This is a genomic window from Streptomyces sp. Tu 2975, assembly GCF_009832925.1.
Classification (GTDB): Bacteria; Actinomycetota; Actinomycetes; order Streptomycetales; family Streptomycetaceae; genus Streptomyces.
Map to the genome: position 1 here is coordinate 3954132 of NZ_CP047140.1, position 23675 is coordinate 3977806.

Annotated in this window: 18 protein-coding genes and 2 pseudogenes; 9 read left to right on the top strand and 11 right to left on the bottom strand. The window is 70.2% G+C overall.

Annotation, left to right across the window (positions count from 1 at the left end):
- Positions 1 to 165: 165 nt before the first annotated feature.
- Positions 166 to 1938, bottom strand: coding sequence for an aspartate--tRNA ligase (gene aspS, locus GLX30_RS17430; protein WP_159689617.1), 1773 nt, complete (start codon positions 1936 to 1938; stop codon positions 166 to 168).
- A 139-nt stretch (positions 1939 to 2077) separates the two neighbouring features.
- On the opposite strand from aspS, the pseudogene GLX30_RS17435 reads away from it, so the two are divergent.
- Positions 2078 to 4194: pseudogene (locus GLX30_RS17435) on the top strand (SpoIIE family protein phosphatase).
- Here the strand turns inward: GLX30_RS17435 and GLX30_RS17440 are convergent.
- From GLX30_RS17440 to GLX30_RS17450, 3 genes are all read right to left on the bottom strand, one after another.
- The gene (locus tag GLX30_RS17440; RefSeq protein ID WP_159695093.1) at positions 4122 to 5189 is read right to left on the bottom strand and encodes an AI-2E family transporter; all 1068 of its coding nucleotides are present in this window, start codon (positions 5187 to 5189) and stop codon (positions 4122 to 4124) included. The pseudogene GLX30_RS17435 and the gene GLX30_RS17440 overlap by 73 nt on opposite strands.
- A 161-nt stretch (positions 5190 to 5350) precedes the next feature.
- Positions 5351 to 6307, bottom strand: coding sequence for a pirin family protein (locus GLX30_RS17445; RefSeq protein ID WP_159689620.1), 957 nt, complete (start codon positions 6305 to 6307; stop codon positions 5351 to 5353).
- Between the two features lie 153 nt (positions 6308 to 6460).
- Positions 6461 to 6913 (bottom strand): SseB family protein, encoded by a 453-nt coding sequence (locus tag GLX30_RS17450; RefSeq protein WP_159689624.1) that lies wholly within the window; start codon positions 6911 to 6913, stop codon positions 6461 to 6463.
- A gap of 132 nt (positions 6914 to 7045) precedes the next feature.
- On the opposite strand from GLX30_RS17450, the gene GLX30_RS17455 reads away from it, so the two are divergent.
- From GLX30_RS17455 to GLX30_RS17465, 3 genes are all read left to right on the top strand, one after another.
- Entirely contained in the window at positions 7046 to 8872 is a 1827-nt protein-coding gene (locus tag GLX30_RS17455) for an acyl-CoA dehydrogenase (protein WP_159689626.1), read from the top strand.
- Positions 8873 to 9059: 187 nt separating this feature from the next.
- Entirely contained in the window at positions 9060 to 10355 is a 1296-nt protein-coding gene (locus GLX30_RS17460; RefSeq protein ID WP_159689629.1) for a M18 family aminopeptidase, read from the top strand.
- Between the two features lie 196 nt (positions 10356 to 10551).
- Positions 10552 to 10851 (top strand): hypothetical protein, encoded by a 300-nt coding sequence (locus tag GLX30_RS17465; protein WP_159689632.1) that lies wholly within the window; start codon positions 10552 to 10554, stop codon positions 10849 to 10851.
- A gap of 97 nt (positions 10852 to 10948) precedes the next feature.
- On the opposite strand, the pseudogene GLX30_RS17470 reads toward GLX30_RS17465, so the two are convergent.
- Positions 10949 to 12780: pseudogene (locus GLX30_RS17470) on the bottom strand (NHL domain-containing thioredoxin family protein).
- 189 nt (positions 12781 to 12969) lie between these two features.
- Between GLX30_RS17470 and GLX30_RS17475 the strand changes: the two are divergent.
- Complete coding sequence (locus tag GLX30_RS17475) at positions 12970 to 13464, top strand: LURP-one-related family protein (protein WP_159689635.1); 495 nt, start codon at positions 12970 to 12972, stop codon at positions 13462 to 13464.
- 43 nt (positions 13465 to 13507) lie between these two features.
- Here the strand turns inward: GLX30_RS17475 and GLX30_RS17480 are convergent, their stop codons facing one another.
- The gene (locus GLX30_RS17480) at positions 13508 to 14314 is read right to left on the bottom strand and encodes a carbon-nitrogen family hydrolase (protein ID WP_159689637.1); all 807 of its coding nucleotides are present in this window, start codon (positions 14312 to 14314) and stop codon (positions 13508 to 13510) included.
- Between the two features lie 167 nt (positions 14315 to 14481).
- Here GLX30_RS17480 and GLX30_RS17485 point away from each other — a divergent pair, with 167 nt between their 5' ends.
- A complete protein-coding gene (locus GLX30_RS17485) occupies positions 14482 to 15306 on the top strand; it encodes a maleylpyruvate isomerase family mycothiol-dependent enzyme (protein ID WP_159689639.1) in 825 nt (274 codons plus the stop codon).
- 79 nt (positions 15307 to 15385) lie between these two features.
- On the opposite strand, the gene GLX30_RS17490 is transcribed toward GLX30_RS17485, so the two are convergent.
- From GLX30_RS17490 to pdhA, 5 genes are all read right to left on the bottom strand, one after another.
- Positions 15386 to 16693, bottom strand: coding sequence for an MFS transporter (locus tag GLX30_RS17490; protein ID WP_159689642.1), 1308 nt, complete (start codon positions 16691 to 16693; stop codon positions 15386 to 15388).
- Positions 16690 to 17343, bottom strand: coding sequence for a GntR family transcriptional regulator (locus GLX30_RS17495; RefSeq protein ID WP_189473236.1), 654 nt, complete (start codon positions 17341 to 17343; stop codon positions 16690 to 16692). Before GLX30_RS17495 ends, GLX30_RS17490 begins: the two co-directional genes overlap by 4 nt.
- A gap of 160 nt (positions 17344 to 17503) precedes the next feature.
- On the bottom strand, positions 17504 to 18934 hold the full coding sequence (locus tag GLX30_RS17500) for a dihydrolipoamide acetyltransferase family protein (protein WP_159689649.1): 1431 nt from the start codon (positions 18932 to 18934) through the stop codon (positions 17504 to 17506).
- Between the two features lie 14 nt (positions 18935 to 18948).
- Positions 18949 to 19929, bottom strand: a complete 981-nt coding sequence (locus GLX30_RS17505) for an alpha-ketoacid dehydrogenase subunit beta (protein WP_159689652.1) — start codon at positions 19927 to 19929, stop codon at positions 18949 to 18951.
- A 2-nt stretch (positions 19930 to 19931) separates the two neighbouring features.
- Positions 19932 to 21083 carry a pyruvate dehydrogenase (acetyl-transferring) E1 component subunit alpha gene (gene pdhA / locus GLX30_RS17510; protein WP_159689654.1) on the bottom strand — a complete coding sequence of 384 codons (1152 nt, stop codon included), beginning with the start codon at positions 21081 to 21083 and terminating at the stop codon, positions 19932 to 19934.
- 327 nt (positions 21084 to 21410) lie between these two features.
- Between pdhA and GLX30_RS17515 the strand changes: the two genes are divergently transcribed.
- The 3 genes from GLX30_RS17515 to GLX30_RS17525 all read left to right on the top strand — a co-directional run bounded on the left by GLX30_RS17515 (position 21411) and on the right by GLX30_RS17525 (position 23637).
- Complete coding sequence (locus GLX30_RS17515) at positions 21411 to 22076, top strand: response regulator transcription factor (RefSeq protein WP_159689657.1); 666 nt, start codon at positions 21411 to 21413, stop codon at positions 22074 to 22076.
- Between the two features lie 199 nt (positions 22077 to 22275).
- Positions 22276 to 22614 carry a pyridoxamine 5'-phosphate oxidase family protein gene (locus tag GLX30_RS17520; protein WP_208545431.1) on the top strand — a complete coding sequence of 113 codons (339 nt, stop codon included), beginning with the start codon at positions 22276 to 22278 and terminating at the stop codon, positions 22612 to 22614.
- 15 nt (positions 22615 to 22629) lie between these two features.
- Positions 22630 to 23637 (top strand): phosphotransferase, encoded by a 1008-nt coding sequence (locus GLX30_RS17525; protein WP_159689660.1) that lies wholly within the window; start codon positions 22630 to 22632, stop codon positions 23635 to 23637.
- Positions 23638 to 23675 lie beyond the last annotated feature (38 nt).

Genomic DNA, 23675 nt, shown 5'->3' on the forward strand with positions numbered 1-23675 from the left:
GCTGGTCGAACGACCCGGTTAGTGGCTCCCTCTCGAAGCCCTGGCCGCCGACGCTGAAAGCGGGCTCCCTGTCGTACGGAGCTTCGTGCCGGGGTCCCGACACGGGAGAAGGGCCCCGGAACCATGAGGTTCCGGGGCCCTTGTCCGTGCGGTGCTCGTGCCGTGCTACTCGCCGGACTTGGCGACCGGCTTGCGCAGCTGGATGTTCAGCTCGCGCAGACGGGACTCCTCCAGCTCGGTGGGCGCGCCCATCAGCAGGTCCTGCGCGTTGCCGTTGAGCGGGAACGCGATCGTCTCGCGGATGTTCGGCTCGTCGGCCAGCAGCATCACGATGCGGTCGATACCGGGGGCGATGCCGCCGTGCGGCGGGGCGCCGTACTCGAAGGCGCGGAGCATGCCGGCGAACTCGTGCTCGACGGTCTCGCGGGAGTAGCCCGCGATCTCGAACGCCTTGAACATGATTTCGGGCTCGTGGTTCCGGATTGCTCCGGAGGACAGTTCGACGCCGTTGCAGACGATGTCGTACTGCCAGCCGAGGATGTCCAGCGGGTCCTTGGTCTCCAGAGCCTCGAGACCGCCCTGCGGCATCGAGAACGGGTTGTGCGAGAAGTCGATCTTGCCGGTCTCCTCGTCCCGCTCGTACATCGGGAAGTCGACGATCCAGCAGAAGCGGAAGACGTTGTCCTCGAAGTGGCCGGCGCGCTTGGCGGCCTCGACGCGGACGGCGCCCATGATCTTCGAGACCTCGTCGAAGTCACCGGCGCCGAAGAAGACCGCGTGGCCCGCGGCGAGCCCCAGACGTTCGGTGAGAACCTTGACGTTCTCCTCGGTGAGGAACTTGGCGATGGGGCCGGTCAGGGCTCCGTCGTTGCCGACCCGGACCCAGGCGAGGCCCTTGGCGCCCTGCTCGACGGCGTAGTCGCCGAGGCCGTCGAAGAACTTACGGGGCTGGTCGGCGGTGTCCGGCACGGCCAGCGCGCGGACGTGCTTGCCGGCGAAGGCCTTGAACTCCGAGCCTTCGAAGACGTCGGAGATGTCGACGAGTTCCAGCTTGGCGCGCAGGTCCGGCTTGTCGGAGCCGTACTTCAGCATCGCCTCGCGGAACGGGATCCGCGGGAAGGGGGAGGTGACGTGGCGGCCGCCGCCGAACTCCTCGAAGAGCTCCGTCATCAGCTTCTCGATCGGCTGGAAGACGTCCTCCTGCTCGACGAAGCTCATCTCGACGTCGAGCTGGTAGAACTCGCCGGGCGAGCGGTCGGCGCGCGCGTCCTCGTCGCGGAAGCAGGGCGCGATCTGGAAGTAGCGGTCGAAGCCGGAGATCATCAGCAGCTGCTTGAACTGCTGCGGGGCCTGCGGCAGCGCGTAGAACTTGCCCGGGTTGAGACGGGACGGCACCACGAAGTCGCGGGCGCCCTCGGGGGACGTCGCGGCGAGGATCGGGGTCGCCATCTCGTTGAAGCCGAGCGCGGTCATCTTGTGCCGGACGGCGGAGATGACGGCGGTGCGCAGCATGATGTTGCGGTGCATGCGCTCGCGGCGCAGGTCGAGGAAGCGGTACTCGAGCCGGCGCTCCTCGTTCACACCGTCGTCGGTGTTGACGGTGAACGGAAGCTGCTTGGCCGCGCCCAGGACCTCGACCTCTGCGGCCTCGACCTCGATCTCACCTGTGGGGAGGTCCGGGTTGACGTTCTCGGCGCCGCGGGAGACGACCTTGCCGTCGACGCGGACCACCGTCTCCTTGGTGAGTTTGTCGAGCACCTCCGCGGCCTTGGTGCCGGGCCGGGCGACGAGCTGCGTGATGCCGTAGTGGTCGCGCAGATCGATGAAGAGGATGCCACCCAGGTCTCGGCGATTGTGCAGCCAGCCGCTCAGCCGGACGTCGGCTCCGACGTCAGAGGCGCGGAGCTCGCCGCAGGTGTGGGACCTGTACCGATGCATCGTCGTTCATCCAGTCTTAGCGATTCGGGGTGGGCACAACCGTTGCAAGGTTACCGCCCGGCCTCGCTGCCGCCCATTGACATAGACGCGACAGCACTCCGCCACGTCATAACCGTGATGATCGGAATAAAGTGAACCAATGGGTACGGAGGATGTTCTCGCCGCGATCGCGACCGGCGTCTGGCGATGGGACACCACGACCGGCACGGTCACCCTCGACGCCGAAGCTGCCCGGCTGATCGAGCTCGCCGCCGGGGCCGGTGACGTCCCCGCATCCGCCGTACGCGCCCGCTTCCACCCCATCGACTGGGGCGAGATCAACGGCGTCATCTCCGTGGCCGTCACCGAGGGCACCCTCGCCGAGGCCAGGCTCAGGGTCGTGACGGGACCGGACGGGTGCTGCGCACCGTCCGCAGCCGCACCAAGGCGCGCGCGGAGGGCGAGGGCTACCTGCTGATCGGCACCCTCCAGGAGGTGGCGGAGCCCCATCCGGGCACGACGGCCGCCAAGACACCGGTCACCGGTGACTGGCGCCGCCACCGTGAGGCGTTCCTGCGCGCCCTCGCCGAGGCCCGGTCCACGGCCGAGGTACTGCGGGTCGCCTCCTCGCTGTCCATGCCGGGCTTCTCACCGGACGGCCTGGCGGTCTTCGGCGTGGCCGGCGACCGTCTGACGATCACCGGCCACCACGGGCACAGCGCGGAGGACGAGCAGCCGTTCACGGACCTGCCGCTCGACACGGACTACCCGGCCGCCGAAGTGGTGCGGACGGGGCGGGCGGTCTATCTGCCGACTCCGGGCGACTACCGCCGTCGCTATCCCGTCACCTGGCCCCTCGCCCAGCGCTTCGGCCGCCGGTCCTGGGCGTTCCTGCCCCTGATCGTCGCCGGCCGGACCATGGGCGCCTGGATGGCGGCCTTCCGCCATCCGGTCGCCGCCTTCACGCCCGACGAGCGCTCCGTCCTCACCACGGTTGCCCGGATGCTCGCCCAGGCACTGGCACGCGCCGAGGTCGCCGAGACCGAGCGTGAGCTCTCGCTCGGACTCCAGCGCTCGATGATGCCCCAGCTCGGGCCGGAGATCCCGGGCATGGCGGTGGCCGCACGGTACGTGCCGACCGGCGGCGGACTCCAGGTCGGCGGCGACTGGTACGACATGATCCCGCTCCCCTCCGGGCGCACCGCGCTGGTCATCGGGGATGTCCAGGGACACGACGTACGGGCCGCCGGGCTGATGGGGCAGTTGCGGATCGCCCTGCGCGCGTACGCCTCCGAGGGCCACCGGCCGGACGCCGTGCTCTCGCGCGCCTCCCGCTTCCTGCACGGCATCACCGACACCTACGCGGAGGGCGACTGTTCGAGCCCCCGCTTCGCGACCTGTCTCTATGCGGAGGTCGATCCGGCCACCGGTCTGGTGGAGATCGCCCGCGCCGGGCATCCGGAGCCGGCCGTGCGGACCTCCGACGGCACGGTGCTGCTGCGTCCCACAGAGGGCGGGCTGCCGCTGGGCATCGACCCGGACACCGACTACCCGACGACCCGGTTCGTCCTGGAGCCCGGCGAGACGCTGATGATCTGCACGGACGGACTCCTCGAGACCGGCGGGCACGACCTCGACACCGGCTGGGCCAGAGTGCGGGGCGTCCTGGAGGAGCACTCCGGCACGTCGCTGGAAGACCTCGCCGACAGCCTGGTGCAGGCCGTGCACGGGCCGTCGTCCCACTACACGACCGGTCCGCTCGCCGACCGGCGCGAGGACGACATCGCGCTGGTGCTGCTGTGCCGGGAGGGACAGCCGTCCCGCCGCGCCCCGCGCCGTACCGCGATGGCCGTCGCCCAGGCGCAGCCGGAGCGGAGCGCGGCCGCCCGGCGCCACCTGCGGGAACTGCTCCACGACTGGGAGGACACGGAACAGGTCGACTCCGCGGTGCTCATGGTCTCCGAGATGGTCACGAATGTGCTCGTCCACACCGACGGCGACGCGCTCATCGTCGCCGAAGTGGCACACCGCACCCCGAAACGGCGGTTGCGCGTGGAGGTCACCGACTTCAGCGACGAACTGCCCCACCGCCGCCGGCCGGGCGAGATGGCGTCCTCGGGACGCGGGCTGCTGCTGACGGAGATGCCGGCGGACGACTGGGGCGTCGACCCGAGGGGCGAGGGCAAGTCGATCTGGTTCGAGCTCTACGAACCGGGCGCGCCGGCCGCACCCGGCGACGGACCGGGCCCACCGGTCTCCGCGCCCCCGGCTCCGTAACGCGCCCGGAGTTCGCGGACGGCGGCGAACACGGCGGCGGTCACGGGCACGGCGAGCAGCATCCCGAGGATTCCGGCGAGGCTCGCCCCCGCCGTGATCGCCAGCAGTACGACCGCGGGGTGCATGTGGACCGTACGGCTCTGGATCATCGGCTGGAGCACATGTCCCTCCAGCACCTGCACGGCCAGCACCACTCCGAGCGCCCACAGCGCGATGACGAACCCACGGTCGGCGAGAGCGACGAGGACGGCCACCGCGCCGGAGATGAACGCGCCGAGATAGGGGACGTAGGCGCCCACGAAGACGAGCGCCCCGAGTCCGACCGCGCCGGGCACCCGCAGGATCAGCAGCCCGAGCGTGATGCACAAGGCGTCGATCAGCGCGATGAACGTCGTCCCGCGCATGAAGCCCTCGACGCCCCGGAAGGCCTGGCGCCCGATCGCCTCGACGAGTTCGCCGGCGTCGCCCGGCGCGACGGAGCGCAGCGCTCCGACGGCCCGGTCGGAGTCCCGCAGGAAGAAGAAGACCAGCAGCAGCGCCAGGACGGCGATCGCGATCATCTCGCTGACCACGCTCAGTCCGGAGATCACACCTGAGGCTGCCGTTCCGCCGAACTTGCCGAGCAGTTCCCTGGCGTTCGAGGCCACGTCGTCGAGCGAGGTCCCGGCGGCTCCGAAATGCCGTGCGAGATCGGAGGCGGCCTGCCGCAGTGAGGCGATGATCTGGTCGCCGGTCTCGATCAGCGCGCTGACGACGATGTAGACCGCGCCGCCGACCACGGCCACCACGGCGACACAGGTGAGTGCCGCGGCCAGCGACTGCTGCACCTTCATCCGTACCAGCCGCCGGTACAGCGGCCCCAGCAGCGCGGTCCCGAGCAGCGCGAGCAGCACGGGCGTCACGACCGTCTGGAACCTGACGACGAGCCAGATCCCGACGGCCGCGACCCCGGTGACGAGCAGCGCGACGACGCACCAGGCGGCGAGGCGCTTCATGGGCTCGGGCAGCAGCGGCTTCGACTGGGGCACAGCCCCACCCGACCACGGCCGTCCGCACCCGTCCCGCCCGCCCGGTCCGCACGGGTGACGCCCCGTCAAAACGAGCGGCGGACACGGAGCTCCCGGGCCGGCGGCCCGGGAGGGCGGCGGGGAGGCGACTACATGCCGTGGACCGCCGGAACGGTGCCGAGACGGCCCCGCTGGAAGTCCTCGAAGGCCTGTCGCAGCTCCTCCTGGGTGTTCATCACGAAGGGGCCGTAGTGCGCCATCGGCTCCCTGATCGGCTGCCCGCCGAGCAGCACGATCTCCAGGTCGGGAGTGTTCGAGTCCTGCGACTCGTCCGCACGCACGGTCAGCGATCCACCGTCGCCGAAGACGGCCGTCTGCCCCTTCCGCACCGGCCGCAGCTCCTGCCCGACGGCACCGCGGCCCGCGAGGACGTACGCGAGGCCGTTGAAGTCCTCGCGCCACGGCAAGGTGATCTCCGCACCAGGGGCCAGAGTCGCGTGGACCATGGTGATGGGGGTGTGCGTGATGCCCGGGCCCTCATGACCGCCGAGCTCGCCGGCGATCACCCGGAGCAGGGCGCCGCCGTCGGCGGAGGTCAGCAGGCGCACGTGGCCGCCGCGGATGTCCTGGTAGCGCGGGTCCATCATCTTGTCGCGCGCGGGCAGGTTCACCCACAGCTGGAGGCCGTGGAACAGGCCGCCCGAAGTCACCAGCTCCTCCGGCGGGGCCTCGATGTGGAGCAGGCCGCTGCCGGCCGTCATCCACTGCGTGTCGCCGTTCTGGATGGTTCCACCGCCACCGTTGCTGTCCTGGTGCACGAAGGTTCCGTCGAGGAGGTACGTGACCGTCTCGAAGCCGCGGTGCGGGTGCCAGGGCGTGCCCTTCGGCTCGCCGGGCGCGTACTCCACCTCGCCCATCTGGTCCATCATGATGAACGGGTCGAGGTACTGGTAGTTGATCCCGGCGAACGCGCGCCGCACCGGGAACCCCTCCCCCTCGAAGCCGCTCGGGGCCGTGGTCACGGCGAGCACGGGCCTCGGCAGCGCCTCGGCGGGCGCGGCGACGCGCGGCAGGGTGATCGGGTTCTCGACAGTCACTGCAGGCATGGCGGGACCTCCTTGTGCGACGACTTTAGTTGAAGGATGAACTTCTTGCCACCACAAACGGAGAACGCCCGGGAGGAATTCCTCCCGGGCGTGCAAACAGGGGCGCGCGACCACGGCCCCGCGGGCCGCCGACGGTGCGCGGAGCGGCGACGGCTACCCGTACATCCGCCGCATCGCGAAGTCGACCATCTGCTCGACGGCCTTCGCGTCGAAGACCATCCGGTGATCGCCCTCCATGTCCAGCACGAAGCCGTAGCCCGTCGGCAGCAGGTCGATCACCTCGGCCCCCGTGATCACGAAGTACTTCGACTCCTTGCCGGCGTACCGACGCAGCTCCTTGAGCGAGGTGAACATCGGGATCACCGGCTGCTGCGTGTTGTGCAGGGCCAGGAACCCCGGATTGTCCCCGCGCGGGCAGTAGACCTTCGACGTCGCGAAGATCTGCTGGAAGTCCTCGGCCGCCATCGACCCCGTCGTGAAGGCCCGCACCGCGTCGGCCAGTGACGGCGGCGACGGCTCGGGGTACAGCGGCTGCTCCCCGTAGGAGGGCTGCTGAGCCACGTACTGCTGCTGTTGAGCGCCCGGGGTCTGGTCGTAGCCGTACATGCCCGCAAGAGTAACGAGTCACAGTTGCCCCGATAGGGGTTGCATCTTATTACCGACGGGTAGCATTATCGTAGCTACTTGCTGGTACGTGGATGAGAAATCCAGACTTCCGATCCTTACGGAGCCGTCGCCATGGGGCACTACAAGTCGAATCTCCGCGACATCGAGTTCAACCTCTTCGAGGTCCTCGGGCGCGACAAGCTGTACGGCACCGGCCCGTTCGCGGAGATGGACGTCGACACCGCCAAGTCGATCCTCGCGGAGATCGCCCGCCTCGCGGAGAACGAGCTCGCCGAGTCCTTCGCGGACGCCGACCGCAACCCTCCGGTGTTCGACCCCGCGACCAACACCGCCCCGGTCCCCGAGAGCTTCAAGAAGAGCTACAACGCCTTCATGGACTCCGAGTACTGGCGTCTGGGCCTGCCCGAGAAGATCGGCGGCACCACCTCGCCCCGCTCCCTGATCTGGTCCTACGCGGAGCTGCTGCTCGGCTCGAACCCGGCCGTCTGGATGTACTCCTCCGGCCCCGCCTTCGCCGGCGTGCTCTTCGAAGAGGGCAACGAGGCGCAGAAGAAGATCGCCGAGATAGCCGTGGAGAAGCGCTGGGGCTCCACCATGGTCCTCACCGAGCCGGACGCCGGCTCGGACGTCGGCGCCGGCCGCACCAAGGCCGTCCAGCAGGACGACGGCTCCTGGCACATCGAGGGCGTGAAGCGCTTCATCACCTCCGGTGAGCACGACATGGAGGAGAACATCCTCCACTACGTGCTGGCACGCCCCGAGGGCCACGGCCCCGGCACCAAGGGCCTCTCCCTCTTCCTCGTGCCCAAGTACCACTTCGACTGGGAGACCGGCGAGCTGGGCGAGCGCAACGGCGTCTACGCGACGAACGTCGAGCACAAGATGGGCCTCAAGGCCTCCAACACCTGCGAGATGACCTTCGGTGACCAGCACCCCGCCAAGGGCTGGCTGATCGGCGACAAGCACGACGGCATCCGCCAGATGTTCATGATCATCGAGTTCGCCCGGATGATGGTCGGCACGAAGGCCATCGCCACCCTGTCCACCGGCTACCTCAACGCGCTGGAGTACGCCAAGGAGCGCGTCCAGGGTCCGGACCTCAAGAACTTCGCGGACAAGACCGCCCCCAAGGTCACCATCACGCACCACCCCGACGTGCGCCGCTCCCTGATGACGCAGAAGGCGTACGCGGAGGGCATGCGCGCCCTCGTGCTGTACACCGCCTCCATCCAGGACGAGATCGCCGTCAAGGAGACCGCGGGCGAGGACACCAAGTCGCTCGTCGCGCTGAACGACCTGCTCCTGCCGATCGTCAAGGGCTACGGCTCGGAGAAGTCGTACGAGCAGCTGGCCCAGTCGCTGCAGACCTTCGGCGGCTCCGGCTACCTCCAGGAGTACCCGGTCGAGCAGTACATCCGCGACGCCAAGATCGACACCCTCTACGAGGGCACCACCGCCATCCAGGGCCAGGACTACTTCTTCCGGAAGATCGTCCGCGACCAGGGCCAGGCGCTGAACGCCCTCTCCGAGGAGATCAAGAAGTTCCTCGCGGTCGGCACCGGCGGCGAGGAGCTGGCCGCCGCCCGCGACGCGCTGGCCAAGGCCGCCGTGGACCTCGAGGCGATCGTCGGCACCATGACGAACGACCTCATCGCCACCGGCGAGGACGTCAAGAACATCTACAAGGTGGGCCTCAACACCACCCGCCTGCTGATGGCCTCCGGCGACGTGGTCGTCGCCTACCTGCTGCTGCGCGGCGCGGCCGTCGCCGCCGAGAAGCTCGAGACCGCCTCCGCCAAGGACGTGCCGTTCTACCAGGGCAAGATCGCGGCGGCGAAGTTCTTCGCGGCCAACGTCCTCCCGGGCGTCTCCGTCGAGCGCGCGCTCGCCGAGAGCGTCGACGGTTCGCTGATGGACCTCGACGAGGCCGCCTTCTAGGCCCGTCAGACCTGTCACAGGGCCGCCGTCCGACTATTCGGACGGCGGCCCTGCCGCGTTCCCTCGATACCCTGGCCCGTGCGCCGGGACCGTCACGGCAACCGTTTTCCGCCGTCGCCGGCGCCCGGTGGACCAGGTGTCACAGATGGACGACCGGGCAACTTACCCCCCTCGTTAAGGTGAACCCATGAGCAGCGAACCTGCCCGCTTCGATCGCGGCCACACCGACGACCTCATGTCCTTCCTCACGGCAGCACCCACGCCGTACCACGCGGTCGCCGCGGCTGCGGAAAGGCTCGAGAAGGCCGGCTTCCGGCAGGTCCTCGAGACCGACGCCTGGGACGGGACCACCGGCGGCAGGTACGTCGTGCGCGGCGGGGCCCTCATCGCCTGGTACGTGCCGGAAGGCGCCTCTGCCCACACCCCGTTCCGCATCGTCGGCGCGCACACCGACTCGCCGAACCTGCGGGTCAAACCGCTGCCCGACACCGGCGCGTTCGGCTGGCGGCAGGTCGCCGTCGAGATCTACGGCGGCACCCTCCTCAACACCTGGCTCGACCGAGACCTCGGGCTCGCAGGCCGGCTCACGCTGCGCGACGGGTCCCACCGGCTGGTCGACATCGACCGGCCGCTGCTGCGTGTACCGCAGCTCGCGGTCCACCTCGACCGCTCGGTCAACACCGACGGCCTCAAGCTCGACCGGCAGCGCCACATGCAGCCGATCTGGGGGCTCGGTGACGTCGAGGAAGGCGACCTGATCCGCTTCCTCGAGGCGGAGTCCGGCATCCCCCAGGGCGAGGTCACCGGATGGGACCTGATGGCCCACTCCGTCGAACCGCCCGCCTATCTCGGACGCGACCGCGAACTGCTCGCCGGCCCGCGGATGGACAACCTCGTCTCCGTGCACGCCGGTACGGCCGCGCTGGCCGCGGTCGCCGCCTCCGCCGAGCTGCCCTTCATCCCCGTCCTCGCCGCCTTCGACCACGAGGAGAACGGCTCGCAGTCGGACACCGGCGCCGACGGCCCGCTGCTCGGCTCGGTGCTGGAGCGTTCGGTGTTCGCCCGCGGCGGCAGCCTCGAGGACCGGGCCCGCGCCTTCGCGGGAACGGTCTGCCTGTCCTCAGACACCGGCCACGCCGTCCACCCCAACTACGGCGAGCGGCACGACCCGACGCACCACCCGCGCGCCAACGGCGGCCCCATCCTCAAGGTCAACGTCAACCAGCGGTACGCCACCGACGGCCAGGGCAGGGCCTACTTCGCCGCGGCCTGCGAGAAGGCGGGCGTGCCGTGGCAGACGTTCGTGTCGAACAACGCGATGCCGTGCGGCACCACCATCGGCCCCATCACGGCGGCACGGCACGGTATCCACACCGTCGACATCGGCATCGCCATCCTCTCGATGCACAGCGCCCGCGAACTGTGCGGCGCGGACGACCCGTACCTGCTCGCGAACGCGCTCGCCGCCTTCCTCGAGGGGTGAGCACGGCAGCCGGCCGCGGCCCCGCCCGGGGTCGTGGCCTGCCGCGGCGGTGAGGGAAGCCCTCGCCAAGGGCCTGTTCCTGCGGCGCCCGGCCCCACCGGAGCGGCGTAGAAGATGTTGCCGCCACCTCCGGGGCGGTCGACGCTGAGTGCGGCAAGGGGGGCCCACTCGGCACGACACGATCGGAGCGACCGCCATGAGGATGATGCTGCGGGCCGTCATGGACACGAAGCAGACCAACGAGCTGACCGACCCGGCGCGGATCCAGGAGATCTGGGGCCGCATCCTCGGCAGGCTCGAGCCGGAGGCCGCCTACTTCGGCCCGCACCAGGGCTGCCGCTCCTGCATCATCGTGTTCGACATGCAGGACAGCGCCCAGCTGCCCCTCCTCCTCGAGCCGCTCTTCCATGAGCTCGGGGCGAAGATCGAGGTCCAGCCGTGCATGAACAAGGACGACCTGATGCGGGGCCTCGAAGAGGCGGCCAAGGCGCGCTGACCGCCCCCGCGTTTCCCTTCCTGCCGAGCCGTTCCTCGCAGCTGCCTGCTCCAGCCGCGCCGCTCGCCCGGCCCGGTCGCTGCCAGTCCCTGTCCTGCTACCCGGCCCGGTCCATCCCCGCCAGCACGAGCGGCAGCCGGGTCGCGCCCTCGGCCGTGATCCGCACCGGAACGCCCCAGTCCTGCTGGTGGACGTGGCAGGCCGGATACTCTCCCCAGAGCCTCCGGCCTGGGAGGTACCCCCAGCCGGGTCGTCGCACGACGCCGCCATCGCGGAGACGTGCAGCACGCCCTCCCCGACGGCCGGATCGATGTCCAGCTCACGGCTCAGGTCGGTCCCCGCGCCCTCGCCCGCGCGCAGCAGCCCGGGCGGGGTCGAGGAGACCAGCAGCCGCGTCGAAGGCCCGTACCGGGTGTCGAGCTTCTGGCCGGCCGGGGCCTCGAAGACCACGTCCAGCCGGAGCGTGCCCGGCGCGACGTCGGTCGCCGCACGCTGCGTGCGGTGCGCGACCGATTCCACCCGTACCGCCTCGTCGGGCAGCCGCAGCCGGGTCAGCCGGTGCCTGGCCGACTCCACGACCACGATGTCCTCGCCGGCCAGCACCGCCCCGCTGGGCTCGCGCAGATCCGTCGCGAGCGTGGTCACCTCACCGGTCGCGGGGTCGAAGCGCCGCAGCGCGTGGTTGTAGGTGTCGCTGACGGCGACCGACCCGTCGGGCAGCGCGGTGACCCCCAGCGGGTGCTGGAGCAGCGCCTGTGCGGCATCGCCGTCGCGGTGACCGAAGTCGAAGAGTCCGGTGCCGACGGCGGTGTGCACCTGAAGGTCGCGGTCGATCCAGCGGACCGCGGACGTCTCCGCATCGGCGATCCACAGCCGGTCCTCGGTGGCCGCGAGCCCGGAGGGCTGTGCGAACCAGGCCTCGGCGGCAGGCCCGTCGACCAGACCCTCGTTGGTGGTGCCCGCAGCGACCTGGACCGTGCCCTGCTCGGGGTCGTACGTCCACAGCTGGTGCACCCCGGCCATGGCGATCCACAGCCGGCCCTCCCACCAGGCCACGTCCCACGGGGAGGAGAGGGCCACCTCGAGCGCCGGCCCGGAGGTCGGTGAGCCCTGCCACCACTGCTTCCCGGTCCCGGCGAGCAGCTCGATCGCGCCGGTCGCCGGGTCGTAGGCACGGATGGCGTGGTTGACGGTGTCGGCGACGGCGACCCGCCCGTCCGGCAGCAGGGCGAGACCCTGCGGCTCGTTGAACTCGCCGTCGCCGATGCGGCGCACGACGCTCTCGCCGTCCGCCTCCATCTCGACCAGCTGGTGCCGGGTGGAGTCGGAGACGAGGAGGTTCCCGGAGGGCAGCAGCAGGGCCTTGCCGGGGAAGCGCAGGTCGGTGGCGACGGGTTCCGGAGCGACATAGGGGCCGTCGCCGCGGCGCAGCGTGCCCTTCGCCGCATGCTCCGCCTCGAGCTCCTCGACCAGCTTCTCGATCGCGTGCGCGTGCCCCTCGCCGGCGTGCTGCGCGACGACGTACCCCTCGGGGTCGATGACGACGAGCGTCGGCCATGCGCGCACCGCGTACTGCTTCCAGGTGGCGAGCTCGGGGTCGTCGAGGACGGGGTGGTGCACCTGATAGCGCTCGACGGCGTCCACGACGGCCTGGTGCTCGGCCTCGTGCACGAACTTCGGCGAGTGGACCCCGATGATCACCACGGTGTCGCGGTGCTTCTCCTCGAGCTCGCGCAGTTCGTCGAGGACATGCAGGCAGTTGATGCAGCAGAACGTCCAGAAATCGAGGACCGTGATGCGTCCTCGCAGGTCGGCGAGAGTGAGGTCTTTCCCTCCGGTGTTGAGCCAGCCACCCTTGCCGATCAGCTCAGGGGCACGGACACGGGCACGGCGGGGCGCGGGGGTGGGCGCCGGGGCGGCATCGTTCATGCTTCAAGCTTGCCATCCGGGTACGAACACCGGATCACGCGTACGGCTACGCGACCGACGCCCTGCCACGGCGGCCCCTGGTCGTGTCCGTGGACCGGGACCGGGCCGGCACGCTCGCGGGACACCCGAACGCGTGCACGTGCGGCCGTGCCCCTGTCCCGTCGCCCCCGCGGGGGTACTCATTCCGCCATGAAATATCTGGTGCGGGACAGGATCTTCGCGATCGGCGACGACTACTGGATCGAAGACGAGCACGGGCGGCACGCCTTCCTGGTCGACGGGAAGGCCATGCGGCTGCGGGACACCCTGGAGATCAAGGACCCTGACGGGCGCGTGCTGATCACTCTGCGTCGTCGATTGTTCAGCGTCCGGGACACGATGACGATCGAACGGGACGGCGGGACGCTGGCCACGGTGCGCCGGAAGCGGATGTCACTGCTGCGCAACCACTACCGGGTGACCCTGGCCGAGGGCACAGAGCTGGACGTCAGCGGGCGGATCCTGGACCGGGAGTTCGCGGTCGAGTACGACGGGGAGTTGCTGGCCCACATCTCGCGGCGATGGCTGACGCTGCGTGACACGTACGGGGTGGACGTCGTACGGGAGGACGCTGACGCGGCGCTGCTGATCGCGGTGGCGGTGTGTGTGATCCGGATGGCGGAGAGGGAGCGGGAAGACCGCTGAGGGAGGGTCCGCCGCACGGCGGGACCCTCCTCCCGGGGTGCGGTCAGAGCCTCGGGGCGGCCGGGGCCGGCAGGCCCAGACGGCGGTCCTTGAGGGCGGGGAATTCGTCCCGGGTCGTGGTGACCTTCGCGGGGTCGAGGTCCACGGTGACGACCTCTTCGCCGGGGCCTGCCTCCGCGAGGACCTCGCCCCAGGGGTCGACGACGATACTGTGGCCGGCCTGCTCGACGCCGGCGTGGGTGCCCGCCGTGCCGCAGGCGAGGACGTAGGCCTGGTTCTCCACCGCGCGCGCGCGGGCGAGCAGGGTCCAGTGCTCGCGGCGACGGGCGGGCCAGCCGGCGGGGATCACCAATGCCTGGGCGCCGGCGTCGACGAGGCCGCGGAACAGTTCGGGGAAGCGCAGGTCGTAACAGGTGGCGAGACCGATGGTGAGGGCGCCCGGGAGCCGGACGGTCACCAGGTCCTCGCCCGCGCCCATCATCACGGCCTCGCCCTTGTCGAAGCCGAAGCGGTGGATCTTGCGGTAGACGGCGGCGAGTTCACCGGTGGGGGAGATGACGAGCGAGGTGTTGTAGAGGGTGCCGTCATCGGCCTTCTCCACGACGGAACCGGCGTGCAGCCAGACTCCCGCGTCCTTCGCGGCCTCGGCCATGGCCTCGAAGGTCGGGCCGGTGGGCTGCTCCGCCTCCTTCTCGAACTGCTGGTAGGCGAAGGCGCCCACGGGCCACAACTCGGGGAGGATCACCAGTTCGGAGCCCGCCTGTTCCCGCACCAGGGAGGCCGCACGCCGCCTACGGGAATCGACCGTTTCGTCCGGGTCTACTGCGATCTGAAGGAGAGAGGCGCGCACACTACCACCGTCCTGGCATTCGAGCCGTCAACACGGGCCTACGATCGTCACACGAAAGCACTGCCGGGGTGCCTTCGGGCAGCGTACTGTGCTCATCCGGGGGCCACCCCCGGACCCCCACAGCGCTGCCAGTCCAATTTGTCCGCGTACGACCGCCGAGGGGTCCCGTGACCGTCCATCCCAGCCTCCAGAACTACGCAGATGCCTGGACCCACTCCATCGAAGCGATAGCCGAGCTGGTCGGGCCGCTCGTCGAGGGTGAGTGGAACCGCGCCACTCCGTGCCCGGGCTGGTCGGTGCGTGACATCGTTTCGCATGTCATCGGCATGGAGTGCGAGATGCTCGGCGACCCGCGGCCCATCCACTCCCTGCCGCGTGATCTCTACCATGTGCAGAGCGAGTTCGCTCGCTACATGGAGATGCAGGTCGATGTGCGCCGACACCACACGGCGCCGGAGATGACCGCGGAACTCGAGTACACGATGATTCGGCGGGCACGGCAGCTGCGTAACGAGAACCGCAGCCCCGACGCCCTGATCCGAGCGCCGCTCGGTGCCGAGCAGACGGTGCAAGTGGCCTACCGGATGCGGGCGTTCGACACCTGGGTGCACGAGCAGGACCTGCGGACCGCGTTGAACAAGCCGGGCAACCTCGACTCCCCCGGTGCTCATGTCGCCCGGGACGTGCTTCTCGAAGGGCTGCCCAAGGTGGTCGCCAAGGAGGCGGGCGCGCCCGCGAATTCGGCCGTCGTCTTCGATGTGCACGGCCCGCTGGAGTTCCTGCGCACGGTGCGCGTCGACGCCGACGGGCGCGGTTCGATCGACGGCTCTCCCTCGCTCGGCCCGCTGGTGACCCTCGCCCTGGACTGGGAGACCTACTACCGGCTGGCCTGCGGACGCGTCCGGGCGGCCGCGGTGCACGACCGGATCAAGGTGGACGGGGACACGGAGCTGGCGGCGGCGATCCTGCGCGAGTTCGCGGTCACGCCGTAGACGGGCCCGCGGGGCCCTGGGAGGGGCCCCGGGGGCCCGTGGGGCGCCGTTCACCGGGCCGAGCGCCGTCAGCCGGCACTCAGGCCGGAACGTGCACCGCCTCCACCCGGCTCGCCACCAGCCGTTCCCGTTCGCGTCGTGCCGTGCGGGCGCGCAGCCGCAGGATCTGGGTGATCCCGAGAGCCTCCAGCACGAAGACCGACGAGAAGGCGATGCGGTAGTCGTCGCCGGTGACGTCCAGAAGGACGCCCACCGCCAGCAACGTGGTCATCGAGGCGACGAACCCGCCCATGTTGACGATCCCGGACGCTGTGCCCTGCCGCTCCGGCGGGTTGGCCGGCCGCGCGAAGTCGAACCCGATCATCGAGGCGGGACCGCAGGCGCCGAGCACCGAGCACAGTGTGATCAGCAGCCACATGGGCGCCTGGTCCCCCGGGTAGGCAAGGGTGGCCGCCCATAGGGCGGCGGTGGCCCCGACCGTGCCGAGCGCCAGTGGCACCCGTGCTCCGTGGTGACGGGCGATGACCTGGCCGTACACCAGACCCACCAGCATGTTGGAGAGCACCACCAGCGTCAGCAGGCTGCCCGCGGTCTCGCGGGACAGGCCCTGCGCCTCCACCAGGAACGGCATCCCCCACAGGAGCAGGAACACCATGGCGGGGAACTGGGTCGTGAAGTGGACCCACATACCGAGCCGGGTTCCGGGCTCACGCCAGGACGTGGCTATCTGCTTCCGCACGAAGGCGGGTCCCGCGTGCCGGGCCGGCGGGGGTTCGTGGCCTTCCGGGTGGTCGGAGAGGAAGAGCGAGAGCAGGATCAGGACGACCACCCCGCACGCGGCACTGCCGACGAAGGTGGCGGTCCAGCCGACACCGTGCAGCATGCGGGCGATGACAAGCGTGGAGACGAGATTGCCGGCCATTCCGAAGAGGGCGGCGACCTGCCCGATGAGCGGTCCTCGACGGGCCGGGAACCAGCGCGATCCGAGGCGCAGCACGCTGATGAAGGTCATCGCGTCGCCGCAGCCGAGCAGCGCGCGGGACGCGAGCGCCGTCTCGTACGAGGGCGAGAGCGCGAAGCCCAACTGGCCGAGGGTGAACAGCACCACGCCGATGGTGAGCACCTTCTTGGTGCCCAGCCGGTCCACCATCAGGCCGACCGGTATCTGCATGCCCGCGTACACGAGCAGTTGGAGGATCGAGAAGGTGGACAGGGCGGAGGCGCCCACGTCGAAGCGGTCGGCGGCGTCGAGGCCGGCGACGCCCAGGCTGGTACGGAAGATGACGGCGACGAAGTAGACGGCGACACCGATGCCCCAGACCACGGCGGCACGCCGGCCGCCGGGGGGATCACCGGGCAGGGAGAGGGCGGGGGCCGAGCCGCTCACCGTGTCTCACCCCGGACCAGGTCCTCGACCCGGCCGAGGTGCCCTCGCACGCAGGCGGCGGCACCCTCGGCGTCTCCCGCCTTGATCCTTTCGAGGATCTCGGCGTGCTCGTCGTGGTTGCGGGTGATGCGGTCGGGCAGCGCCTGCATCATCGCGACGCCCATGCGCAGCTGACGGTCGCGGAGCTGGTCGTACAGCCTGGAGAGGATGTCGTTGCCCGCGTGCTTGACGATCTCGGCGTGGAAGCACCGGTCGCTGACGGCGAAGGCGGCGAGGTCTCCGGCGTCGGCGTGACGGCGCTGTTCGGCCAGCAGTTCCTCCAGGCGGGCGACGAGCACGGCGGGCGCGGGCACGGCCCGGCGTACCGCGAACTCCTCGACCAGCAGGCGGGTCTCGACCACGTCCCTGATCTCCTGGGCGGAGACGGCGAGGACGAGCGCGCCCTTCTTCGGATAGAGCTTGATCAGCCCTTCGACCTCGAGCTTGAGCAGGGCCTCCCGTACCGGTGTGCGGGAGACGCCTACGGCCTCGGCCAGTTCGCCTTCGGTGAGCAGGGTGCCGCCCTCGTAGCGCCGGTCGAGGACGGCCTGCTTGACGTGGGTGTAGACACGGTCGGCGGCAGGAGGTCGTTTCACGGGCGCGGCAGGCATGCGCACAGCATAGATACAACAGAGGTGCATCAGGCAGCCGTGTCCGCATAACGGAAGCCCATTTCCGGCATACCCCCATGAATCGCTTCCCCTTCAACGTGAAACGCCCGACCGAGTGCTCCCGGTCGGGCGTTTCACGTGAAACAGGACGTCAGGGCCATCAGGCCCAGGTGATCAGCCTCTTCGGCTGCTCCAGGATCGCCGCGACATCGGCGAGAACCTTGGAGCCGAGCTCGCCGTCGACCAGGCGGTGATCGAAGGAGAGCGCCAGAGTGGTGACCTGACGGGGCTTCACCTTGCCCTTGTGTACCCAGGGCTGGAGCTTGATCGCACCGACCGCGAGGATCGCGGACTCACCGGGGTTGAGGATCGGCGTACCGGTGTCGACGCCGAAGACGCCGACGTTGGTGATGGTCACCGTGCCGCCCTGCATCGCCGCCGGGGTGGTCTTGCCCTCCCGGGCCGTGGCCACCAGCTCGCCCAGCGCCGACGCCAGCTGCGGCAGGGTCTTGTCGTGCGCGTCCTTGATGTTAGGCACGATCAGGCCCCGCGGAGTGGCCGCGGCGATGCCCAGGTTGACGTAGTGCTTCTGCACGATCTCCTGGTTCGCCTCGTCCCACGAGGCGTTGACCTCCGGGTTGCGCTTGATCGCGACCAGCAGGGCCTTGGCGATCAGCAGCAGCGGGTTGACCCGCAGACCGGCCATGTCCTTGTCGGACTTGAGCTCTTCGACCAGCTTCATCGTGCGCGTCACATCGATCGTGACGAACTCCGTGACATGCGGTGCGGTGAAGGCGCTGCCGACCATCGCGGAGGCCGTCGCCTTGCGCACGCCCTTGATCGGCACGCGGGTCTCGCGCGCGCCCGCCTCGACGGCGGGGGCGGAGAGCGGCTCCTGCGCGGTGACCGGCTCGGCGGCCGGCACGGTGACAGGTGCCGCGGCGGCGGCCGGGGCGGCGGCCGCGTGGACGTCCTCCCGGGTGATGACGCCGTCGGGGCCGGTCGGGGTGACCGTCGCCAGGTCGATGCCCAGGTCCTTGGCGAGCTTGCGCACCGGGGGCTTGGCGAGCGGACGCGGCGCCGTCGGCACGCCGTGGCCGTTCATCTCCGCCTGGACGGCCGCGGCCGCCTGGCTCTGCTCGGGCGCACCCACCTGCTTGCGCGGCCGGCGCTTGGTCGAGGACTCGGCGACGCCGTAGCCGACGAGAACCGGCTGACGGCCCTGGGGCTTCGCCTCCTCCGCCTCTGCGACGGCCTCGGCGACGGGCGACGCCTCGGTCTGGGCGGCCGGTACCGCGGCGGCCTCCGCCGGAGCGGCGTCATCGCTCCCCGGCGCCACATCGACCGTGATGATCGAGGTGCCGACGTCGACGGTGGTGCCCTCGGCGAAGCGCAGCTCGTGGACCACGCCGTCGTACGGGATCGGCAGCTCGACGGCCGCCTTCGCCGTCTCGACCTCGCACACGACCTGGCCGTCGGTGACGGTGTCGCCCGGCTGGACGTACCACTTGAGGATCTCGGCCTCGGTGAGTCCTTCGCCCACGTCGGGCATCTTGAACTCGCGGAAGCGAAGGGAAGTGTCTTGAGTCATGGTCACGGCACTCCTCAGTACGCGAGCGAGCGGTCGACGGCGTCCAGCACACGGTCCAGACCCGGAAGGTACTCCTCCTCGAGCCGCGCCGGAGGATACGGGGCGTGGAAGCCGCCGACCCTCAGCACAGGGGCCTCGAGGTGGTAGAAGCACCGCTCGGTGATGCGGGCCGCGACCTCGGCGCCGGAGCCGTAGAAGACGGGAGCCTCGTGGACCACGACCAGCCGGCGGGTCTTCTCGACGGACGTCTGGATGGTGTCGAAGTCGATCGGGGACATCGAGCGCAGGTCGATGACCTCCACCGACTTGCCCTCCTCGGCGGCGGCCGCGGCCGCCTCGAGGCAGACCTTCACCATCGGGCCGTAGGCGGCCAGCGTGATGTCGGACCCGGGCTGTGCGACGCGCGCCGCGTGCAGCTGTCCGGGGATGGCCTCGGTGTCCACCTCGCTCTTGTCCCAGTAGCGGCGCTTCGGCTCGAAGAAGATCACCGGGTCGTCGCTCTGGATCGCCTGCTGGAGCATCCAGTAGGCGTCGGAGGAGTTCGACGGGGAGACCACCTTGAGGCCGGACACGTGCGCGAAGAGCGCCTCCGGGGACTCGGAGTGGTGCTCGACCGCGCCGATGCCGCCGCCGTAGGGGATGCGGATGACGACCGGCAGCTTGATCTTGCCGAGCGCGCGGGCGTGCATCTTCGCGAGCTGCGTGACGATCTGGTCGTACGCCGGGAAGACGAAGCCGTCGAACTGGATCTCCACCACGGGGCGGTAGCCGCGCAGGGCCAGACCGATGGCCGTGCCGACGATGCCCGACTCGGCGAGCGGGGTGTCGATGACCCGGTCCTCGCCGAAGTCCTTCTGAAGGCCGTCGGTGATACGGAAGACGCCGCCGAGCTTGCCGACGTCCTCACCCATGATCAGGACCTTGGGGTCGGTCTCGAGGGCCTTGCGGAGCGACTCGTTGAGCGCCTTCGCGAGAGGAAGCTTCTGTACGGCCATGACTAGTTGCCCTCCTCGGCGAACGACGCCTGGTAGGCGGCGAACTGGGCGCGCTCCTCGTCGACGAGCGAGTGCCCGTCGGCGTAGACGTGGTCGAACATCGCCATGTCCTCGGGGTCGGGCATGGCCCGGACCGCCTCACGGACCCGCTTGGCGAGCACGTCGCTCTCCTCGTCGAGGGAGGTGAAGAACGCCTCGTCGGCGTGGCCCTCGGCCTCGAGGTACGTACGCAGGCGCAGGATCGGGTCCTTGGCCTCCCAGGCGACACGCTCGTCGTCGTGGCGGTACTTGGTGGGGTCGTCCGAGGTGGTGTGCGCACCCATCCGGTACGTGAAGGCCTCGACGAGCGTCGGGCCCTCGCCGCGGCGGGCCCGCTCCAGGGCGGAGCGGGTCACGGCCAGGCAGGCGAGGACGTCGTTGCCGTCGACGCGGACGCCGGGGAAGCCGAAGCCCTGGGCGCGCTGGTACAGCGGCACCCGGGTCTGGCGCTCGGTGGGCTCGGAGATCGCCCACTGGTTGTTCTGGCAGAAGAACACGACGGGGGCGTTGTAGACCGCGGAGAACGTGAACGACTCGGCCACGTCGCCCTGGCTGGACGCACCGTCGCCGAAGTACGCGATCACGGCCGAGTCGGCGCCGTCCTTGGCGACGCCCATGGCGTAGCCGGTGGCGTGCAGCGTCTGCGAGCCGATGACGATCGTGTAGAGGTGGAAGTTGTTGGTGGTCGGGTCCCAGCCACCGTGGTTCACCCCGCGGAACATGCCCAGCAGGTTGGTCGGGTCGACACCGCGGCACCAGGCGACGCCGTGCTCGCGGTAGGTCGGGAAGACGTAGTCGTCGTCGCGCAGGGCGCGTCCCGAGCCGATCTGCGCGGCTTCCTGACCCAGCAGCGAGGCCCACAGGCCCAGCTCGCCCTGGCGCTGCAGGGCGGTGGCCTCGGAGTCGAAGCGGCGGGTCAGGACCATGTCCCGGTACAGCCCGCGCAGCTCGTCGGCGCTCAGATCGATGTCGTACTCGGGATGCTGGACGCGCTCGCCCTCGGGCGTCAGCAGCTGTACGAGCTGGGGCTCGGAACTCTGCGGCTTCTTGGTGGCGCTGGCGCGCTTGCTGGCGCGTCGCGGTTTACGCGCGGCAGCAGTGCTCTCCACGGTCACGTGCGTGCTCCTCCGTCGGTCCGGCCCCCGGGGTCCGCCGGAAAGCCAGTGCGGCTCGCCCACATCCGTGCCCGCGCACGGGGTGTGTGCGACGCGGCCGGAAGTCAGGCGTGACAGGTGCCCCGGCGAACGTCCTGTCACAGGCACGTTACCCAGTGGGGAGCATTACTGCGAAACCCCATTTGACCTGCGATTTTGCTTGGATTTCCAAGTAAATCGAGAAATAGGGGAACAACCACTGGTCACAGCCTTGCAGGCCGCCGGAACACGGGCACGTTATCCCGGCCACCCCGGACACGGGAAGAGTCAATATGTGAGACTGCCCCCGTGCACGAAACGGGAAGAATCACCGTATTTCTCCTCGACGACCATGAAGTGGTCCGGCGCGGCGTTCATGAACTGCTCTCCGCCGAAGCTGACATCGAGGTGGTCGGTGAGGCCGGAACGGCAGAAGAAGCCCTGGTCAGGATCCCTGCGACCGCTCCTGATGTCGCCGTCCTGGACGTGCGGCTTCCGGACGGGAGCGGCGTGGAGGTGTGCCGCGAGGTGCGTTCGCGGAACGAGAACATCAAGTGCCTGATGCTCACCTCGTTCGCGGACGACGAGGCACCCTTCGACGCGATCATGGCCGGGGCCTCGGGATACGCGCTGAAGGCGATCCGTGGCAGCGAGCTGCTCGCCGCGGTGCGGGACGTCGCCGCGGGCAGATCCCTGCTCGACCCGGTGGAAACCGCCCGTGTCCTCGAGCGGCTGCGCGAGGGGAACAGGCCGGCCGGCGACGAGCGGCTCGCGGACCTCACGGACCAGGAGCGCAGGCTCCTGGACCTGATCGGAGAAGGGCTCACAAACCGGGCCATCGGCGAGCGGCTCCACCTCGCGGAGAAGACCGTCATGAAGTATGTCTCCAGCCTGCTCTCGAAACTCGGCACAGAGCGGAGCGCGCAGGCCGCCGCGTCCGTGGCGAGGATCCGGGCGGAGCGTCAGCACCACTGACGCCACCACCGTCACTCGTTCGGACCAACGCGGCCGCGCTCGGTCAGGGGACTCAAGGTCCCGTGACGTTCAGGGCAGGCGCCTCTGCCCTGCGGAGCCGTCGGCCACGAAGAGTGGGCGGCATACCCTCAGAGGAACTCCGCGCCATCGAGCTCGGCCGTGTCCGCTACGGCCTCCTGGCCACCAGCGTCAGGGCTCCATGCCCGTCCTGGGCCCCGCACGCCATGTCGTGGCGGACGGCCGGGTGTTGCTGCGCCTACAGGCCACCGGCGAGCATCTGCGGGCAGGCTGCGGCAGCGTGGTCGCCTACGGCACGGACAATCTCGACTCCGGTTCGGCGGCTCTCTGGTCCGTGCAGTTCACCGGCACCGCCCGGACGGTCAGGCCGACCGACGAGGAGCTGGTGCGCTCCGGCCCGCGGCCGCACCGCATCGACGGCGAGGACTTCCGGCCGGCATGTATGTGCGTCGAACCCCACTTCGCCACCGTGCGCACCATGAGCGGCTCCGAAGGGCATTCGGCGCGACACACGGAGTGATCTAACATCTGGCGGGTGCCGCGCTCATCTGATACCGCTCCGCCCCTCTCCGTGCTGCTGCGCCGCTACGAGAACGCGGGCGAGCCCCTCTCCTGCAAACCCGTCACCCAGGGGCTCCTCAACCGTGGCTACCGCCTGGCGACCACCCGCGGGGCGTACTTCCTCAAGCACCACCTCGACGGCGACCACGAGGCCATCGCGCGGCAGCATCGCGCCACCCAGCGGCTCCAGGCACTCGACGTGCCCGTCGCGCCGCCTCTGGAGGACCAGGGCGGCGGCACGGTCGCCGTGATCGACGGTCACTGCTACGCCCTGCACCCCTGGGTCGAAGGCCGCCACCGCAACGGCGCCCAGCTCAGCACCGCCCAGTCACGGCGGCTCGGATCACTCCTCGGCACGGTCCACACCTGCCTGGCGCAGGTCATGGACGACGGCACCGTCCGCCACACCGAGCACGGCAGCGCCGACCCCGAAGAGACGTTCACCCTCATCGACGAGTTGCTGGAACTGGCCAGGTCGGCCCGCCCCCGCGACTCCTTCGACACCCTCGCCGAACACCGCCTTCTGCAGCGGCGCACGCTGCTGGAGCGCCATGCCGGCCGCAGGCCGCCGCCGGGCGGCGCGGGCGGCTGGGTGCACGGCGACTTCCACCCGCTGAACCTGCTCTACCGGGGGGCCGAACCGGCCGCGATCGTCGACTGGGACCGGCTCGGGGTCCAGCCGCGGGCGGAGGAGGCGGTGCGGGCGGCGGCGATCTTCTTCGTCCTCCCCGCCGGCCGGCTGGAGCTCACGAAGGTGCGGGCGTACGCGCGGGCGTACCGGCGTGCCGCCGGCGCCGACCCGGCCGAACTGCGGGCCGCCGTCCACCGCGTCTGGTGGGAGCGGCTCAACGACTTCTGGATACTGCGCTGGCGTTACCAGCTGCACGACCGAAGGGCCGACCCGCAGTTCCCCGCGGTGTCGGCCCTGGCGGTGTGGTGGACGAAGGAGTACGACGCGGTGTGCGACGCCTTCGCCGGGTGAGGCGTCCGCGGGTACCTCGAGCGCCGGGTGAGGCGTCC

Coding starts and splice junctions, on each gene's coding strand:
- aspS (WP_159689617.1), bottom strand. CDS start 1,938: ATGCATCGGTACAGGTCCCACACCTGCGGCGAGCTCCGCGCCTCTGAC.
- GLX30_RS17440 (WP_159695093.1), bottom strand. CDS start 5,189: ATGAAGCGCCTCGCCGCCTGGTGCGTCGTCGCGCTGCTCGTCACCGGG.
- GLX30_RS17445 (WP_159689620.1), bottom strand. CDS start 6,307: ATGCCTGCAGTGACTGTCGAGAACCCGATCACCCTGCCGCGCGTCGCC.
- GLX30_RS17450 (WP_159689624.1), bottom strand. CDS start 6,913: ATGTACGGCTACGACCAGACCCCGGGCGCTCAACAGCAGCAGTACGTG.
- GLX30_RS17455 (WP_159689626.1), top strand. CDS start 7,046: ATGGGGCACTACAAGTCGAATCTCCGCGACATCGAGTTCAACCTCTTC.
- GLX30_RS17460 (WP_159689629.1), top strand. CDS start 9,060: ATGAGCAGCGAACCTGCCCGCTTCGATCGCGGCCACACCGACGACCTC.
- GLX30_RS17465 (WP_159689632.1), top strand. CDS start 10,552: ATGAGGATGATGCTGCGGGCCGTCATGGACACGAAGCAGACCAACGAG.
- GLX30_RS17475 (WP_159689635.1), top strand. CDS start 12,970: ATGAAATATCTGGTGCGGGACAGGATCTTCGCGATCGGCGACGACTAC.
- GLX30_RS17495 (WP_189473236.1), bottom strand. CDS start 17,343: ATGCCTGCCGCGCCCGTGAAACGACCTCCTGCCGCCGACCGTGTCTAC.
- GLX30_RS17500 (WP_159689649.1), bottom strand. CDS start 18,934: ATGACTCAAGACACTTCCCTTCGCTTCCGCGAGTTCAAGATGCCCGAC.
- GLX30_RS17505 (WP_159689652.1), bottom strand. CDS start 19,929: ATGGCCGTACAGAAGCTTCCTCTCGCGAAGGCGCTCAACGAGTCGCTC.
- GLX30_RS17520 (WP_208545431.1), top strand. CDS start 22,276: ATGCCCGTCCTGGGCCCCGCACGCCATGTCGTGGCGGACGGCCGGGTG.